This is a genomic window from Nonomuraea gerenzanensis (assembly GCF_020215645.1).
Classification (GTDB): Bacteria; Actinomycetota; Actinomycetes; order Streptosporangiales; family Streptosporangiaceae; genus Nonomuraea; species Nonomuraea gerenzanensis.
Map to the genome: position 1 here is coordinate 2,460,029 of NZ_CP084058.1, position 16,135 is coordinate 2,476,163.

Annotated in this window: 14 protein-coding genes; 8 read left to right on the forward strand and 6 right to left on the reverse strand. The window is 72.8% G+C overall.

Going from position 1 to position 16,135, the window contains the following annotated elements:
• Positions 1–182: 182 nt before the first annotated feature.
• Positions 183–1,196: a helix-turn-helix transcriptional regulator gene (locus LCN96_RS11820; RefSeq protein ID WP_225272642.1), complete on the reverse strand. Its 1,014-nt coding sequence runs from the start codon at positions 1,194–1,196 to the stop codon at positions 183–185.
• Between the two features lie 31 nt (positions 1,197–1,227).
• On the opposite strand from LCN96_RS11820, the gene LCN96_RS11825 reads away from it, so the two are divergent.
• From LCN96_RS11825 to LCN96_RS11860, 7 genes are all read left to right on the forward strand, one after another.
• Positions 1,228–1,845 (forward strand): GNAT family N-acetyltransferase, encoded by a 618-nt coding sequence (locus LCN96_RS11825; protein ID WP_225272643.1) that lies wholly within the window; start codon positions 1,228–1,230, stop codon positions 1,843–1,845.
• Positions 1,846–1,927: 82 nt separating this feature from the next.
• Complete coding sequence (locus LCN96_RS11830; protein WP_225272644.1) at positions 1,928–4,378, forward strand: GcvT family protein; 2,451 nt, start codon at positions 1,928–1,930, stop codon at positions 4,376–4,378.
• Positions 4,375–5,577: a sarcosine oxidase subunit beta family protein gene (locus LCN96_RS11835; RefSeq protein ID WP_225272645.1), complete on the forward strand. Its 1,203-nt coding sequence runs from the start codon at positions 4,375–4,377 to the stop codon at positions 5,575–5,577. The genes LCN96_RS11830 and LCN96_RS11835 overlap by 4 nt, the downstream gene beginning before the upstream one ends.
• A complete protein-coding gene (locus LCN96_RS11840) occupies positions 5,577–5,819 on the forward strand; it encodes a sarcosine oxidase subunit delta (protein WP_225272646.1) in 243 nt (80 codons plus the stop codon). Before LCN96_RS11835 ends, LCN96_RS11840 begins: the two co-directional genes overlap by 1 nt.
• A complete protein-coding gene (locus LCN96_RS11845) occupies positions 5,816–8,887 on the forward strand; it encodes a 2Fe-2S iron-sulfur cluster-binding protein (protein ID WP_311132261.1) in 3,072 nt (1,023 codons plus the stop codon). Before LCN96_RS11840 ends, LCN96_RS11845 begins: the two co-directional genes overlap by 4 nt.
• A 58-nt stretch (positions 8,888–8,945) precedes the next feature.
• Entirely contained in the window at positions 8,946–9,623 is a 678-nt protein-coding gene (locus LCN96_RS11855) for an HNH endonuclease family protein (protein ID WP_225272647.1), read from the forward strand.
• A gap of 33 nt (positions 9,624–9,656) precedes the next feature.
• On the forward strand, positions 9,657–10,430 hold the full coding sequence (locus LCN96_RS11860; RefSeq protein ID WP_225272648.1) for an endonuclease/exonuclease/phosphatase family protein: 774 nt from the start codon (positions 9,657–9,659) through the stop codon (positions 10,428–10,430).
• Positions 10,431–10,471: 41 nt separating this feature from the next.
• On the opposite strand, the gene LCN96_RS11865 is transcribed toward LCN96_RS11860, so the two are convergent.
• The 3 genes from LCN96_RS11865 to LCN96_RS11875 form a co-directional block, all read right to left on the reverse strand.
• A complete protein-coding gene (locus LCN96_RS11865) occupies positions 10,472–10,837 on the reverse strand; it encodes a PepSY domain-containing protein (protein WP_225272649.1) in 366 nt (121 codons plus the stop codon).
• Positions 10,838–10,926: 89 nt separating this feature from the next.
• On the reverse strand, positions 10,927–12,165 hold the full coding sequence (locus tag LCN96_RS11870) for a sensor histidine kinase (protein WP_225272650.1): 1,239 nt from the start codon (positions 12,163–12,165) through the stop codon (positions 10,927–10,929).
• On the reverse strand, positions 12,162–12,842 hold the full coding sequence (locus LCN96_RS11875; RefSeq protein WP_225272651.1) for a response regulator transcription factor: 681 nt from the start codon (positions 12,840–12,842) through the stop codon (positions 12,162–12,164). Before LCN96_RS11875 ends, LCN96_RS11870 begins: the two co-directional genes overlap by 4 nt.
• 93 nt (positions 12,843–12,935) lie before the next feature.
• Between LCN96_RS11875 and LCN96_RS11880 the strand changes: the two genes are divergently transcribed.
• Complete coding sequence (locus LCN96_RS11880; protein ID WP_225272652.1) at positions 12,936–13,361, forward strand: hypothetical protein; 426 nt, start codon at positions 12,936–12,938, stop codon at positions 13,359–13,361.
• On the opposite strand, the gene LCN96_RS11885 is transcribed toward LCN96_RS11880, so the two are convergent.
• Complete coding sequence (locus LCN96_RS11885) at positions 13,358–14,158, reverse strand: endonuclease/exonuclease/phosphatase family protein (protein ID WP_225272653.1); 801 nt, start codon at positions 14,156–14,158, stop codon at positions 13,358–13,360. The genes LCN96_RS11880 and LCN96_RS11885 overlap by 4 nt on opposite strands.
• A 38-nt stretch (positions 14,159–14,196) precedes the next feature.
• Entirely contained in the window at positions 14,197–16,101 is a 1,905-nt protein-coding gene (locus LCN96_RS11890) for a zinc metalloprotease (RefSeq protein WP_225272654.1), read from the reverse strand.
• Between the last annotated feature and the right edge of the window lie 34 nt (positions 16,102–16,135).

Consider the following 16,135-nt stretch of genomic DNA (forward strand, 5'->3'; position numbering starts at 1 on the left):
AGTACTTCTCTTGAGCGTGGGAACCACGTCGGAGGCATGAGCTTCCCCTCGACGAGCCGCACGCCCATCCCGAGCGCTGGGATGAGGCCGTGGCCATGGCTTCGCGTGGTCAAGTGATCACTGTGACAGGCGCACTCCCGGCGCTGAGGGCAGCGACCGTCCTGATCGGTTCGCCCCTGCGATCACTTGGGCAGCAGGTCATTGTGTGCGGCCAGGAAGCCGGCGTGGAAGCGCGTCCTGGCGCCCAGTCGCTCGCACAACACCTGCACCCGCCGCTGCACCGTACGCGGGCTCAACCCGAGCTGACGCGCGATGGCGTCATCCTTCATCCCCGCCGCCAGCAGCGCCAGCACCTCCTCGTCCGGCCCGCGCCGGTCCTGTTCCAGGCCGTCCGGGGTGAGGCGGAGCGGGACGGCGGCCCGCCACAGCGTCTCGAACAGGCCCACCAGGGCGTCCAGGAGGGCCGACGGGTGGACGACGAGGGCGCTCTCCACGGCGCTGTCCACGGCGCGGTCCTCGTCGGAGGCCAGGGGGAGGATGGCGGTGCGGGCGTCGGCGATGGCCAGCTTGACCGGCACGGGGCCGAGCCTGGCCTGCTCGCCGTCGGCGATGGCGCGGCGGGTGTGGGCCAGCATGCCGGGCTGCTCGAAGGCGAGCGGGCTGTAGATGCCGCGGGTGACGGGCGCGCCCTGGCGGGCGGCGCGGCGGCGGTTCTCGCGGTCGTCGCTGATGTCCACGGCGTACGGCGGATGCACCAGCACCAGCATCTCCTGGGTGGCGTTGCGTTCGAGCTGGAGGTAGCGCCTGGCCACCGCGTCGCGGCCGGTCACCACCTCCAGGACCTCCTCCGGGTGCGGCCCGCCGCGGTCGGCGACCTCGGTGGCCAGGAGGGCGGCGGCGGCGCGGCTGTGGGTCAGCTCCTCCTGACGGCGGGCGACGAGGATGTCGACGGCGAGGTCAGGGGGAGTGGCGACGAGGCGGAGCGGGCGGCCGGCCACGCGGGAGATCAGGCCGAGGTCCTCCAGCCTGGGCAGCATGCGGCGGATGGCGGCGGCCGACGAGCCGGTCTCGGCGGCCAGCTCGCTGAGCGTCGCGGGGCCGTGCCTGAGCAGGGCACGGTAGGCCGTCTCCTCGGCGACGGTGACGCCGAGCCCTTCGAGTAAGCGCCGCTGCTGGGCCATATGTCCCTTTCCCACGCCAGCTCAGCGTACTGGTACGTTGTCGCGAATGATCTCCCCTTATGTGCGTTCGTACCAGCCCCAGGATCTGGACGCGGTCTACGACATCTGCGTGCGCACCGCCGACGCCGGTGGCGACGCCCGCGGGCAGTACGCCTCGGACCGGCTCATGGGCGACCTGTTCGCCGCCCCGTACGTGCTCCTCGAACCCGAGCACGCGCACGTGGTGGACGACGGCGCGGGCAACGCCGTCGGCTACATCGTGGGCACCGCCGACACCGAGCGGTTCGTCCGCCGTTACCGCGAGGAGTGGATCCCCCGGGCGGACCTGCCGCTGCCCGCCGATCCGCCCGTCACGCCGGACGACCACATGCTGGCCCTGCACCACCGGCCCGAGCGGATGATCCTGCCCGAGCTGGCGGGGCACCCGGCGCACCTGCACATCGACCTGCTGCCCGGCTGGCAGGGCCGGGGCTGGGGACGCCGGCTCATGGGCGCCTTCGTGGACGGCCTGCGCGAGGCAGGGGTCAAGGGGCTGCACCTGAGCATGCTGACCAGCAACGTGGCGGCGCGGGCCTTCTACGACCGGCTGGGGTTCGCGGAGCTGGCCGTGCCCGGCGCCGGAGTGGTCACCTATCTCGTACGGGACACCTCGCCCGTGCGGTAGCTCTTGTTCCGGCGGGTCCTGGACTCTATGGTCGTTGCGTAGTCCGGTGTGTGTTGCGTAATAAGGAACAACCGGAGGCGCCATGAGCCGTCCTCGTCTGGTGATCGTGGGAGCCGGGATCGTGGGCTGTGCCCTGGCCGACGAGCTCACCGAGCGGGGGTGGACGGACGTCACGGTCGTGGACCAGGGCCCGCTCTTCGCCGCCGGAGGATCCAGCTCCCACGCCCCCGGCCTGGTCTTCCAGACCAACCCGTCCAGGACGATGACGGAGTTCGCCGCCTACACCGTGGCCAAGTACACGGCGCTGGGCGGCGACTGCTTCCGCCAGGTCGGCGGGCTGGAGGTGGCCACCACCCCGGAACGCTGGACGGACCTGCACCGCAAGCACGGCTGGGCCGAGTCGTGGGGCGTCGAGGCGCGGCTGATCGACGCCGGCGAGTGCGCCGAGCTGTGGCCGCTGCTCGACAGGGACAGGGTGCTCGGCGGGTTCCACGTGCCGGGCGACGGGCTGGCGGCGGCGGTGGCCTGCGGGCAGGCCCAGGCCGAACGGGCCGTCGAGCGCGGCGCCAGGTTCCTGGCCGGGCACACCGTGGTCGGCGTCGAGCAGCGGGGCGGGCGGGTCACGGGCGTGTCCGTCGTGACGTCGGGGGAGTACCGGACGATCCCGGCGGACGTGGTGGTGTGCGCGGCCGGGTTCTGGGGGCCGTCGATCGGGAAGCTGGCGGGGCTCACCGTGCCGCTGCTGCCCCTGGCCCACCAGTACGCCAAGTCGGGGCCGCTGGGCACCCTGACACCGGGCCCGATCCTCCGCCACCAGGACCGCGACCTGTACTTCCGGCACCACGGCGACCGCATCGGCATCGGCTCCTACAGCCACCGCCCCATGCCCGTCGCCCAGGACGAGATCGGCCCCAGGTCCACCACGATGGCGTCGGTGCAGGCGTTCACCGAGGAGGACTTCGACCCCGCCTGGCGCGACGCGGTCGAGCTGCTGCCCGCGCTGGCCGGGTCCAAGTACGAGGACGGCATCAACGGGATCTTCTCCTTCACCCCCGACGGCTTCCCGCTGATCGGCGAGGCACCGCACCTCGACGGGTTCTGGCTGGCCGAGGCCGTGTGGGTGACGCACTCGGCCGGGGTGGCGCGGGCGCTGGCCGAGGTGCTGGTGGACGGGCGCTCGGCCGTCGATCTGCACGAGTGCGAGCTGAACCGGTTCGAGCGGGCGCAGCTCTCGCCCGCCTTCGTCGAGGAGCGCGGGAAGCAGAACTTCGTCGAGGTGTACGACATCATCCATCCGCTGCAGCCGATGGAGTCGCCGCGCCCGCTGCGGACCAGCCCCTTCCACGTCCGGCAGGGCGAGCTGGGCGCGTTCTTCCTGGAGGCGGCCGGGTGGGAGCGCCCGCACTGGTTCGAGGCGAACACGCCGCTGCTGGAGGAGCTGGTACGGCGGCGCAGGGACGCCTACGCCGACGTGCCCGAGGAGGCGCGGGGCGCGGCCACGGAGCCGTTTCTCGGGCTGGCGCAGCGCGACGAGTGGGCGAGCCGCTACTGGTCGCCGGTCGCCGCCGCCGAGTCGCACGCGACCAGGGAACGCGTGGCGCTCTACGACATGACGCCGCTCAAGCGGATCGAGGTCAGCGGGCCGGGGGCGGTGGCGTTCCTGCAGCGGATGACCACGAACAACGTGGACAAAAAGCCCGGCTCGGTGACGTACACGCTGCTGCTCGACTCGCGGGGCGGCATCCGGTCGGACCTCACGGTGGCGCGGCTGGAGGAGGACACGTTCCAGATCGGCGCGAACGGCAACCTGGACCTCGACTGGCTGGCCAGGCACGCGCCCGGCGGGGTACGGGTGGGGGACCTGACGCCGGGGACGTGCTGCGTCGGCGTGTGGGGCCCGCGGGCCAGGGAGCTGCTGCAGGGGCTGACCGACCTGGACCTGTCGCACGAGAACTTCCGCTACTTCGGCTGCAAGTCCGGATATGTCGGGCAGGTGCCGGTGCTGGCGATGCGGGTCTCGTACGTGGGCGAGCTGGGCTGGGAGCTCTACACCACGGCCGACATGGGGCTCAAGCTCTGGGACACGCTGTGGGCGCCCGGCCTGGCGGTCGCCGGAGGCCGCGCCGCGTTCAACAGCCTGCGGCTGGAGAAGGGCTACCGGCTCTGGGGCGTGGACATGACGACCGAGCACAACCCGTACGAGGCGGGGCTGGGCTTCGCGGTCAGGGACGACAAGGACTTCATCGGCCGGGACGCGTTGTCCAAGGACGTCACGCGCAGGCTGGTGCCGCTGCTCAGCACCCAGGTCGTGATGGGCAAGGAGCCGGTCAGGCACGGTGGCCGCACGGTCGGGTACGTCACCAGCGCCGCCTACGGCCACACCGTGCAGTACCCCATCGCGTACGCGTGGCTGCCGGCCGACCTGGCGCAGCCGGGAACACCTGTCGACATTTCCTACTTCGGCCGCCGGGTGCCCGCGGAGGTCGCCGCCGAGCCGCTCTACGACCCCGGGATGGAGAAGATCAGGCGTTGACCCACCCCGACTTCCTCTGGCGCAACCCCGACCCCCGCCCCGCCTACGACGTCGTGATCGTGGGCGGCGGCGGCCACGGCCTGGCCACCGCCCACTACCTGGCGAACAACCACGGCATCACGAACGTGGCCGTCCTGGAGCGCGGCTGGCTGGCCGGCGGGAACATGGCCCGCAACACCACGATCATCCGCTCCAACTACCTGTGGGACGAGAGCGCCGCGATCTACGAGCACTCACTGAAGCTGTGGGAGGGGCTGAGCGCGGAGCTGGACTACGACCTGCAGTTCAGCCAGCGCGGGGTGCTCAACCTGGCGCACAACCTGGGCGACGTGCGCGAGGGCAGGCGCCGGGTGAACGCCAACCGGCTCAACGGCGTGGACGCCGAGTGGCTCGGCCCGGAGGAGGTCAAGAAGTTCTGCCCGGTCGTCAACGTGTCGGGCTCGGCCCGCTACCCGGTCATGGGGGCCACGCTGCAGCGGCGCGGCGGCATCGCCAAGCACGACCATGTGGCCTGGGCGCTGGCGCGCAGTGCCGACGGCCACGGGGTGGACCTGATCCAGGGCTGCGAGGTCACCGGGTTCGAGATCACGAGCAATCGGGTCGTCGCCGTACGGACGTCGCGCGGCCGGATCGCCGCCGGAAAGGTCGCGCTGGCGGCGGCCGGGCACACCTCGGTGCTCGCCGCGCAGGCCGGGCTCCGGCTGCCGCTGCAGTCGCACCCCCTGCAGGCGCTGGTGTCGGAGCTGCTGGAGCCGGTGCTCGACTGCGTGGTCATGTCGAACGCCGTCCACGTGTACGTCAGCCAGGCGCACAAGGGCGAGCTGGTCATGGGGGCGGGCATCGACGCGTACAACTCCTACGGGCAGCGCGGCGGCGTCCACGTGATCGAGGCGCAGATGGCGGCGGCGCTGGAGCTGTTCCCGATCTTCAGCCGGGTGCGCGTGCTGCGGACGTGGGCGGGCATCGTGGACGTCTCGCCCGACGCCTCGCCCATCATCGGCCGCACGCCGGTGGACGGCCTGTACGTCAACGCGGGCTGGGGCACCGGCGGCTTCAAGGCCACCCCGGGCTCCGGCTGGGTCTACGCCGACACGATCGCCCACGACCGGCCGCATCCGCTGGCGGAGCCGTTCGCGCTGGAGAGGTTCACCACGGGGGCGCTCATCGACGAGCACGGCGCGGCGGCGGTGGCGCACTGATGCTGCTGCTCGACTGCCCGCACTGCGGCCCCCGCGACGAGAACGAGTTCCACTACGGCGGCCAGGCCGGGGTCCCCTACCCGGCGGGCGAGACCACCGACGAGGAGTGGGCCGCCTACGTCTTCGTCCGCGACAACCCCAAGGGCTGGTTCCGCGAGCGCTGGTTCCACGTGCACGGCTGCCGGACCTGGTTCACCGTCGAGCGGCACACGGTCACCCACGAGATCAGGAAACCCGGATGAGATTCACGTTCGACGGCCGTGAGCTGCGCGGGGAGCCGGGCGACACGCTGGCCGCCGCGCTGCTGCGCAACGGCGTCAAGGTGGTGGGCCGCAGCGTGGACCTGGGCCGCCCGCGCGGCGTCTTCACCGCCGGTCCCGAGGAGCCGAACGCGCTGGTCAGGGTGGGTGCGGACCCGATGCTGGCGGCCACGGTGGTGGAGCTGCACGACGGGCTGGAGGCGTGGAGCCTGCGCGGCAGGGGCCGGGTGGACCCCGACGCCGTGGACGAGCGCCGGTGCGACAAGGGCTATCTGCACTGCGACGTGCTCGTGGTCGGCGGCGGCCCCGCCGGGCTGGCCGCCGCGGTGGCGGCGGGGCGGTCGGGCGCGCGGGTGATCCTCCTGGACGAGCAGCCCCGGCTGGGCGGTGACCTGCTGAACTCCCGCCTGCTCCTCGACGGCGCGCCCGCGCTCGACTGGGTGGCGGGCCTCGACCTGCCGGGGCGGGTGCTCACCCGGACGACCGCCGTCGGCTACTACGACCACAACTACGTGGTGGCCGTGCAGCGGCGGGCGCGCGGGGAACGGCTGTGGCACATCAGGGCGCGCGAGGTGGTGCTGGCGACGGGGGCGCACGAGCGCTCGCTCGCCTTCCCCGGCAACGACCGGCCCGGCGTCATGCTGGCCGCCGCCGCCCGCGCCTACGCCAACCGGTACGGGGTCGCGCCGTGGCGGCGGGCCGTCGTGTTCGCGTGCGCGGACTCCGGCTACGAGGCGGCTCGCGACCTGGCGGCGGCCGGGGTGGAGATCGCCGCCGTCGTGGACCCCCGGGCCGGGGGCGACGTCTTGACCGGCACGACCGGCGACGCGGACGGCTGCCTGAACGGCGTCCAGGTGGGCTCCCGGTACGTCGAGGCGGACCTGCTGGCTGTCGCGGGCGGCTGGAACCCGGCCGTGCACCTGTTCAGCCAGTCGCAGGGCAAGGTGCGCTTCGAGGAGGTGCTGCAGGCGTTCGTCCCCGGTGACCCGGCCCAGGCGGTGCGCTCGGCGGGAGCGTGCCGGGGCCTGTACGGCACCCGGGAGGCCATCGCCGACGGTTACGCGGCGGGAGCGGAGGCCACCGGGCACAGCGCGTACGGGCTGCGGGTGCCGCAGTGCGACGAGCAGCCCCTGCGCCCCCCGGCCGCCCTGTGGGCGGTCGAGAGCACCTCGGCCGAGCCCGCCTTCGCGGACCTGCACCGGGACGTGACCGTGGCCGACCTCGCCAGGGCCACGGGCACCGGCATGCGCTCGGTCGAGCACGTCAAGCGCTACACCACCGCCGGCACGGGCGCCGACCAGGGCAAGACGTCGGGCGCGGTGGTCGTCGGCGTCATGTCCGCCCTGCTCGGCGCGGCGCCGGGCCAGGTGGGCACGACCACGTTCCGCCCGCCGTACGCGCCGGTGTCGTTCGCCACTCTGGCGGGGCGCGACCGCGGCGTGCTGTCCGACCCCGTCAGGACCACCGCCATGCACGACGCCCATGTGGCGCGGGGCGCCGTGTTCGAGGACGTCGGCCAGTGGAAGCGCCCCTGGTACTTCCCCCAGGACGGCGAGCCGATGGAGCAGGCCGTGCTGCGGGAGTGCCGCGCGGCCCGCACCGGCGTGGCCGCCATGGACGCCTCCACCCTCGGCAAGATCGACATCAGGGGCGCGGACGCCGGCGCGTTCCTCGACCGGATCTACACCAACCTCTACTCCACGCTCCCCGTCGGCGCCTGCCGCTACGGCCTGATGTGCGGAGCGGACGGGATGGTGCTCGACGACGGCACCACGACCAGGCTCGCCGAGGACCACTTCCTGATGACCACGACCACGGGCAACGCCGCCACGGTGCTCGACTGGCTGGAGGAGTGGCACCAGACGGAGTGGCCCGGCCTGGACGTGTCGTTCACGTCGGTCACCGACCACTGGGCGACCGTGGTGGTGGCCGGGCCGCACGCCAGGCGGGTCATCGCGGCCGTCGCGCCGGGCGCGCTCGATCTGGCCTTCATGCGGTACGCGGCCACGGACGTGCTGGGCGTGGCCGGGCGGGTCTTCAGGATCAGCTTCTCCGGGGAGCTGGCCTACGAGGTGAACGCACCGTGGTGGTACGGGCGGGCGCTGTGGGAGGCGGTGCTGGAGCTGGGGGCGGTGCCGTACGGGACCGAGGCCATGCACGTGCTGCGGGCCGAGAAGGGGTTCGCGATCGTCGGCCAGGAGACCGACGGGACCGTCACCCCGCAGGACCTGGGCATGTCCTGGATCGTCTCCCGGCGCAAGCCCGACTACGTGGGCAAGCGCTCGCACGCCAGGCCCGACACCGCCAGGAGCGATCGCAAGCGCCTGGTCGGGCTGCTGCCGGACGACCCGGCGGCGCTGGTGGAGGAGGGGGCCCAGCTCGTCGCCGAGGGATCACCCGGCGACGGCGTGGGTCACGTGACCTCCGGCTACCGCAGTGCCGCGCTCGGCCGCACGTTCTGCCTCGCGCTGGCCAGGGGCGTCGCGCCGGGCGACCGGCTGACCGCCGTGTCGGGGGACGTGGCCCGGCCGGTGACCGTGGTGGAGCCCGTCCTGTACGACCCGGACAACACGCGCCGCGACGGTGAGCCGCTGACCGGAGCCCATCCGCCGCTGGACCGGGACGTGCGTGCCGAGAGCCCGGCCGCCGCGTTCGCGGCGCGGTTCGAGGCGGCGAGCGGGGACGGGGTGCGGCTGCGCGAGGTCGCGTTCGAGCCGATGTGGGAGGTGCGGGGCGCGGATCCGGGCGTGGGGTTGCGGCTTGGGCCGTCCTGGTGGCTGGTGTCCGGAAATATCGGGACACCGGGCCCGGGTTGGGTGGACGTCTCGGGGCAGCGGACGATCCTGGAGCTGTCGGGCCCGGGAGCCGAGGACGTACTGATCACCGGCTGCCCGCTCGACCTGCACCCGGACGTCTTCCCCGGCCACGCCCAGACCCTGCTCGGCAAGACCTCGGTCATCCTGGAGCGCCGCGCCCCGGACCGCTACCGGATCCATGTGCGCTCGTCCTTCACCCGTTACCTCGCCGAGTGGCTACTCGACGCGATATAGGTCCATTTCTGGGCATTACCTAGACTTTACGAAAACAGGGAAGTCTGGGGGGACGGGCGTGCGGGTGCGGGTGTTCGTGGCCGGTCTGGCCACGGTGGCGGTGCTGAGCGGTTGCGGCGGGCTGGACACGGCGCAGTCGTCGGGTGACGACGGCAAGGCCGCCAAGCCCGACTCGGCGTCGATCTCCGACGCCAAGAAGAAGCTGGCGAAGCTGGCCGTCAAGGGCCGCGCCCCGAAGACCGGCTTCGACCGCGACAAGTTCGGCCCGGCCTGGGCGGACGTGGACCGCAACGGCTGCGACACCCGCAACGACATCCTCAAGCGCGACCTGGAGGACGAGACGTTCAGGTCCGGCACCCACGACTGCATCGTGCTCACCGGTACCCTGCACGACCCGTACAGCGGCAAGACCATCAAGTTCAGGCGCGGCCAGGACACCAGCACGGAGGTGCAGATCGACCACCTCATCCCGCTCTCGGACGCCTGGCAGAAGGGCGCCCAGCAGTGGTCGGCCACCAAGCGCAAGGAGTTCGCCAACGACCCGGCGAACCTCATGGCCGTCGACGGCCCGCTGAACGGCCAGAAGAGCGACTCCGACGCCGCCACCTGGCTGCCGCCGCGCAAGTCCTACCGCTGCACCTACATCGCCAAGCAGATCGACGTGAAGGCCAAGTACGAGCTGTGGGTGACCGCGGCCGAGAAGGACGCCATGAAAGGCATCCTGGACAACTGCTGACTATCACGAGTTCATAACGTAAGATCACGGATCATGCGTGGTCATGTGATCGCAGGAAGTGTGCTCTTAGTCGTCATGGCGGCACCCGCCGCGGAGGCCAAGGCCGCCGCGAACGTGGTCGTCCTCGACTGGAACATCCACGGCGAGGACGCCGACATCGAGGCCATGGCGCAGGTGATCCGCGACAGCGGCGCCAACGTCGTCACGCTGCAGGAGATCCACCGCCGCCCGGACGCCGACCAGGTACGCGAGCTGGCGGACGAGCTGGGCTGGGACATCACGGACAACGCCCACTTCGGCGCCGGTGACGACGTGGGGCCGTGCGACGACCCGCAGCCGGGCAAGGCGGGCAACGCGATCCTGTCCTCTTACAGGATCGTGGAGAAGGTGACGATCAAGCTCACCGACTTCGCCACCTGCCCCGTCAACCGTTCCATGGCCGGGGTCAGGCTGGACCTCGGCGGCGGCGCGCAGGTCCGGGTGTTCACCACGCACCTGTCGCCCGGCCTGTCGGCGACCTCGGTCAAGCGCCGCGAGGCCCAGGCGGCCAAGGTGCTCGACTACTTCGGCACCAGGACGGGCCTGATCCTCACCGGCGACTTCAACGCGCTGCCGACGGATGCGCTGTCGAAGCGGTTCGTCAGCGCGGGCTGGGCCGACACCGGCGCCCGCTACGCCAACAAGCCCACCCTCGGCGACGCCCGCATCGACTACATCTACACCCGGGGCATCACCACGACCAGCGGATCCGTGCTCACGAGCACGCTGTCCGACCACCGGCCGCTGGTCATGAGGATGGTGCGTTAGGCGGCGGAAAGGCCGGCCCGCAGGCCGGCCTCGTCCGGTGATCAGTCGTCGTCGCCGTCGTCACCGTCGTCGTTCTGGTCGTCGTCGTCCTGGTCGGCCTGCTGCTGGGTGACCTTGCCCGTGGCGGCGTCCACGTCCACCTCGTGCCGCTCGGTGCCCTTGGTCAGCTCCAGCTCCCAGACGTCGGCCTGCTGGCCCCGGCTGTCGAAGTCCAGCTCGCTGACCCAGGAGCCCGGCACCTGCTTGAGGGCGATCCCGATGGCCTGCTCGGCCGTGACCTTGGGGGCGACGGCGGGAGCGGCGGTCTCGGCGGACTCCGCGGCGTAGGCGGAGGTGGCGTAGACGGCGCCGCCGGTGGCGGCGAGGGAGACGATTCCGGCAACGATGAGCTTCTTCGTGATTCGCATGCCCCTACGAAACCGCCATCCGGGGTAATCGGGCGCTAAAGGCCGGTTAAGGCGACGCGAAGGATGTCAGGGTCGCCGGAAACCGCGAGTCAGGGCCCGCCGAGGGCCAGCTCCACCCTGGCCCCGCCCCGCGCCGGCCTCGACACGGTGAGCCCGCCACCGGAGGACTCGGCGGTCCGCCGCGCGATGTCGAGCCCGAGCCCCGTCGAGCCGCCACCGCTGTTCCCCCGTTCCAGCAACGCGGGCTCGAACCCAGGCCCGGCGTCCTCCACGACCAGCAGGGCACCGCCGTCGCGGGGCTGGAGCCGTACCGCCATCGCGGCGCCCTCCGGGGTGTGCGCGAAGACGTTGCCGAGCAGCGCGTCCACGCACGCCGCCAGCTCCTCGGCCCCCACCGCGACCGTCAGCGGCCCGTCGGGCACGGAGACCGACACCTCCCGCCCCTGGTCCTCGGCCAGCACCGACCAGAACCGCACCCGCTCGCGCACCACGGCCGCCGCGTCGCACGAGTCGCGCCCGGCCGAGCGCCGCCGCGCCTCGGTGATGACGGCGCTCACGGCGCGCTCCAGCGCGTCCACGCGGGCCTGGACGCGGGCCGCCTCCTCGGGGTCGCGCAGCGACTCGGCGTCCAGCCGCAGGCCCGTCAGCGGCGTGCGCAGGCGGTGCGACAGGTCGGCCACGGACTCCCGCTCGGCCGCCAGCAGCTCGTCGATCCGCCCGGCCAGGTGGTTGAGCGCCAGCGCCACGTCCCGCACCTCGGGCGGGCCGCCCGGCTCCGCCCTGGCGGTCAGGTCGCCGCCTGCCAGCCGGTGCGAGACCCGCGCCAGCCCGTCCACCGGCCGCGTCACGGCCAGCGCCAGCCGGTCCGCCAGCACGATGCCCAGCGCCACCAGCCCGATCCCGAGCAGTGCCAGCGCCAGCCACGCCTCCCGCACGCCCCGCATCAGCTCGGCGTCCGGCACGAACACCCTGATCACGGCCGTCCCCTCGGGCGACTGCGCCGAGACCAGCACCTCCCTGCCCCCGGCGGTCTCGGCGGTGACGCTGCGCCCGGTGGCGGCCAGGCGTACGGCGTCGGAGCGGCCCGCCCGCTCGCCGAGCGTCCGCCCGCCCGGCAGGAACACCGTCACGGGCCGCGACACCTGCTCCACCGCCAGCCCCAGGTCGGGCGTGCCCACCGCGACCGCCACGGACTCGGCGGCGGCCGTGGCCCGGCTCATCGCCCCGTTCTCGGCCACCGCGCGGATCAGCAGCGCCATCGGCACCAGCAACGCGATCAGCACCAGCGAGGTCGTGGCCGCGACGAGCAGCGCCAGCCACCGCCTCACGACGGCTCCACCAGCTTCACCCCGACACCGCGCACCGTGTGCAGGTAACGCGGCTCGGCGGCCGTCTCGCCCAGCTTCCTGCGCAGCCACGACAGGTGCACGTCCACGGTCTTGTCGGCGCCGCCGTAGGGGAGCTGCCACACCTCGGTGAGCAGCTCCCGCTTGGTGACGACCTCGCCCGGCCGGGCCGCCAGGTAGTGCAGCACGTCGAACTCCCGCGGCGTCAGGTCCAGCGCCGTCCCGTCGAGCGTGGCGGTGCGTGCCCGCGGGTCCACCCGCAACGCCCCCACCTGCAGCGACTCCTCGGGCGCCGCCCCGCCGGCCCGGCGCAGCACGGCCCGCACCCTGGCGTCGAGCTGCGCCGCGCTGTACGGCTTGACCACGTAGTCGTCGGCCCCGGCGTCCAGCACCGGCACCATCTCGGCGTCCCCGTCGCGGGCCGTGGCCACGATCACCGGCACCCGGCTGACCGCCCGCAACATCCGCAGCAGCTCCACCCCGTCGAGGTCCGGCAGCCCCAGGTCGAGCACGATCAGGTCGGGCCGGTCCTGGACGGCCAGCCGCAGCCCGTCCAGCGCCGTGGGCGAGGAGGAGACGGCGTGGCCGAGGTCCCGCAACCCACGGCTGAGCGCCGTACGGATCGCCACGTCGTCCTCGATGAGCAGGATGTCCGCCATATACAAGAACGTAGACCGTCATCGCCGATGCCCCGGGCAGCCTTAGCGTCGCCTTAACCTGGGCTTAGCCGTACGTGGGGAAATCTGAGTGGCATGAAGAAGCTCGTCGTCGCGTGGGTGGTCACCGCCCTGGCCGCCACCGGCGCCGCCGTGGCGGTGCTCGGCCTGCTCGGCAACGGCCTGACCGGCACCGACAGCCACGTGCTCAGCCGCGAGGACGTCCGCGAGGCCCTGGCCACCGCCACCACCCGCGCCGCCGTCACGGCGAGCGCCGCGCCCGCGCAGGGCGCGCAGGGCAAGCTCATCCGCAGCGCGGGCGGCACGGTGATCGCCTCCTGCGACGCCGGCGGCCTGGTCACGCTGCGCTCGTGGAGCCCCGCGCAGGACTACTCGGTGGACGAGGTCGAGTCGGGGCCGGCGCGGGAGGCGAAGGTCGAGTTCGAGCCGGAGGAGGGCGAGGAGCTCGAGCTGAGGATCACCTGCGTGAACGGCGTGCCGGTGTCGCGCGTCGGCGGCTAGTCCCGCAGGTCGAGCAGCAGGGCCCGGTGGTCCGACACCTCGGGCGCCGCCACGATCTCGAAGTGCTTGACGGCCGCCGGGTCGGAGACGAGCAGGTAGCCGGCGTGCCGTACGGGCTTGGGGTAGCGGGACGTCCGCGTGTCGGCCTCCCGCACCAGGTCGGTCAGCCCGAGCCGGGCGAGGATCCCGAACGTCTCGCTGCCGGGCAGCACGTTGAAGTCGCCGCACACCACCGTCAGGTCGCCCGCCTCGCGCACGCTCTCGACGAGCCGCGCGAGCCGTCCGGCCTGGGCGAGGCGGGCGGGGGTGTCGGCCTTGCCCGCCGGGTCCCGCAGGCCGTGCAGGTTCACGACGGTGACGAACCGCCGCGCCGCCGGGTCGTGGACCCGCACCGCCAGCGCGGCGCGCGGCCGGCCGCCGCTCGGGTAGCGGTCGTGCTCGGCGTACGCGCCGTGCACGAACGCCGAGCGCAGCCCGACGAGCGGCAGCGCGGTGGCGGCGAAGGTGGCGAGCCCGAAGTCCTCCCGGTGCGTCCGGCCCTCCTGATCCTGGACCGGGCCGGAGTCGCTCACCGCGAACAGGCCGTGGTGGCGGGGGAGCAGCGCGCGCACGTCACCCAGGAGGTCCGCCCGCTGCGGCAGGGACCGCTCGTCGTCCTCGAACCGGGTCCAGCCGCTGACCGACGGGGTGTGGGTCACCTCCTGGAGGCACAGGAGGTCGGCGTCACAGGTGTCGAGCCAGCGGGCGAGCTCGTCGTACATCGCGCCGCCCCAGGCGTTCAGGGAGATGATCCGCACAGGTACGACGGTAGGTCATGATCGCCGGGCGGCGTACCTCAGGACAGCTCGGCCCCCAGCGCGGCCTTCGTCAGCTCCGCCTGCCTCCTGATCTGCCCCAGCACGATCGCGTTGACCCCCTTGGCCTCGAACGTGGCGACCATCTCGTCCATCACCGCGTTCGCCCGCACCATGTCCCCCTGCCGCGCCTCCGCCCTGGCCAGCCGCCGCATCGCCAGGTTCAGCGTGATGTTGTCGATGCTCGCGTCCCGTGCCACGGCCGTCAGGTGCTCGATGCCCTGCTTGGGGTCCGGCGGGCGGACGCGCAGCCGGTTGCCCGGCGTCAGCTCCTTGAACTCCCGCTCGGCGTTGAGCCCCTTGACCAGCCGGGCGTAGACGGCCAGCGGGTGGTCGCCGTACCGCTCGATGACCTCGTCCAGGGCCTGGTTGCCCGCGCGCAGCGCCGGCGAGTCGGAGCCCATCAGCGAGAACAGCTTGCCCTGGTCCTCGCCCAGCATCAGCTCGGCCACCAGGTGGTCCTCGCGGCTGACGGGCAGGCGCACCCTGATCGGGCAGGCGGGGGAGACGATGCGGGAGCCGTCGGCGGCGATGTACTGGGCGCGGATCTGGTACTCGCCGGGGAGCTGGAAGTAGTGGCCGTCCCGGCCGTGCCCGATGTAGGCGCTGCGGTAGATGGCCGGGTTGCCCGGGTCCAGGCGGATCTCGGGGGAGGTGTCCACGCAGTGCCGCATCATCGGCCGGTACAGCACGGTCCTGCCGCCCGGCTGGGTGATCGAGACCTGGGTGAACTCGGTGTCGGGGTGCAGGTGGCCGTGCGTGGTGCGCGGCTCGGCCACGTACGCGAGCTTGAGCTCCAGCACGACGGGCTCGCCCAGCTCGTACGACTCCTTGGCCCGCAGCTCCAGCCGCAGCCCCGAGCGGTCCTCGACCGGCTGCTCGAAGGGGTCGATCTCGGCGGCGCCGGTGCCGAAGGCGTTCGCCCCCATGGCGACGTCGCGGTAGAAGCCGTGGCGCAGGTGGATCAGCTCGGCGTCGGTGAACTGGAAGGGGAAGGCCGCCCAGTAGCCCTGCTCACCGCCGGGGCGGTAGTTCTGCACGTAGTTCATCCAGGACAGGTCGCCGAAGCCGCCGTTGGGGCCGAGGGGCTGGGGCGGGGTGGCCAGGTTCTTCTGCCAGGAGTGCAGCAGGTTGAAGGCGTGGCCGAGCTCGTGCACGTACGTCCGTAACTGCGCCCGCTGCGCCTGTGGCGTGTCACCCTTGATCGCGTCGTAGAAGACCGCGGCCCCCTGCCGCTGGTGCGCGTCGTTGTAGTCGAACATGATCCCCCGGTAGCCGCCCGTGTGCTTGCCGGCCACCAGCAGCCACAACCGCCACGCCACCGCGTCACCGAACGCGCTGAAGTGCCGCGACATCGCGTGGTGCAGCTCCGCGTCGTCCCACGCCAGGTCCAGCCCCGACCCCTCGACCGGGATGACGCCCGGCTCGGCCACGGTCAGCTCGATGCCCGCCTCCGCGTACGCCGACACCAGCGTCAGCTCCCTGGCGGGCGACCCGGCCGGCCCCGGCAGCGTCCCGGTGCGGTAGGCCACGAACGGCAAAGTCCCGACCACGGAGTCCTGCTCCAGCAGCACGCTGCGGAAGTGCGGCGAGACGAACGTGACCTGGTAGGTGCGCCCGGCGACGGCGGCCGTCCCCGACTCCCCGGTGATCGTGATGCTCACGTCGCGCACCGGGGGGGCGAACGTGAAGTCCCCGGCCCCCTGGATCAGCCCGGCCTGCACGGTGGGGGCGTGGACCACGAACGAGCCGACGTAGGAGGTGGTCGCCCCGGCGACGGTGAACAGGTCGCCGCTCACCCGGTGCATGGGCCTGGCCCCGTCGACGTCGATGCGCAGCGCCAGCCGGGAGTCGCCGTCCTGTCCCTGGTACAACCCGCTGATCATGGGAGCTCCCTGGGGGATCGCTGGGGGTTACACC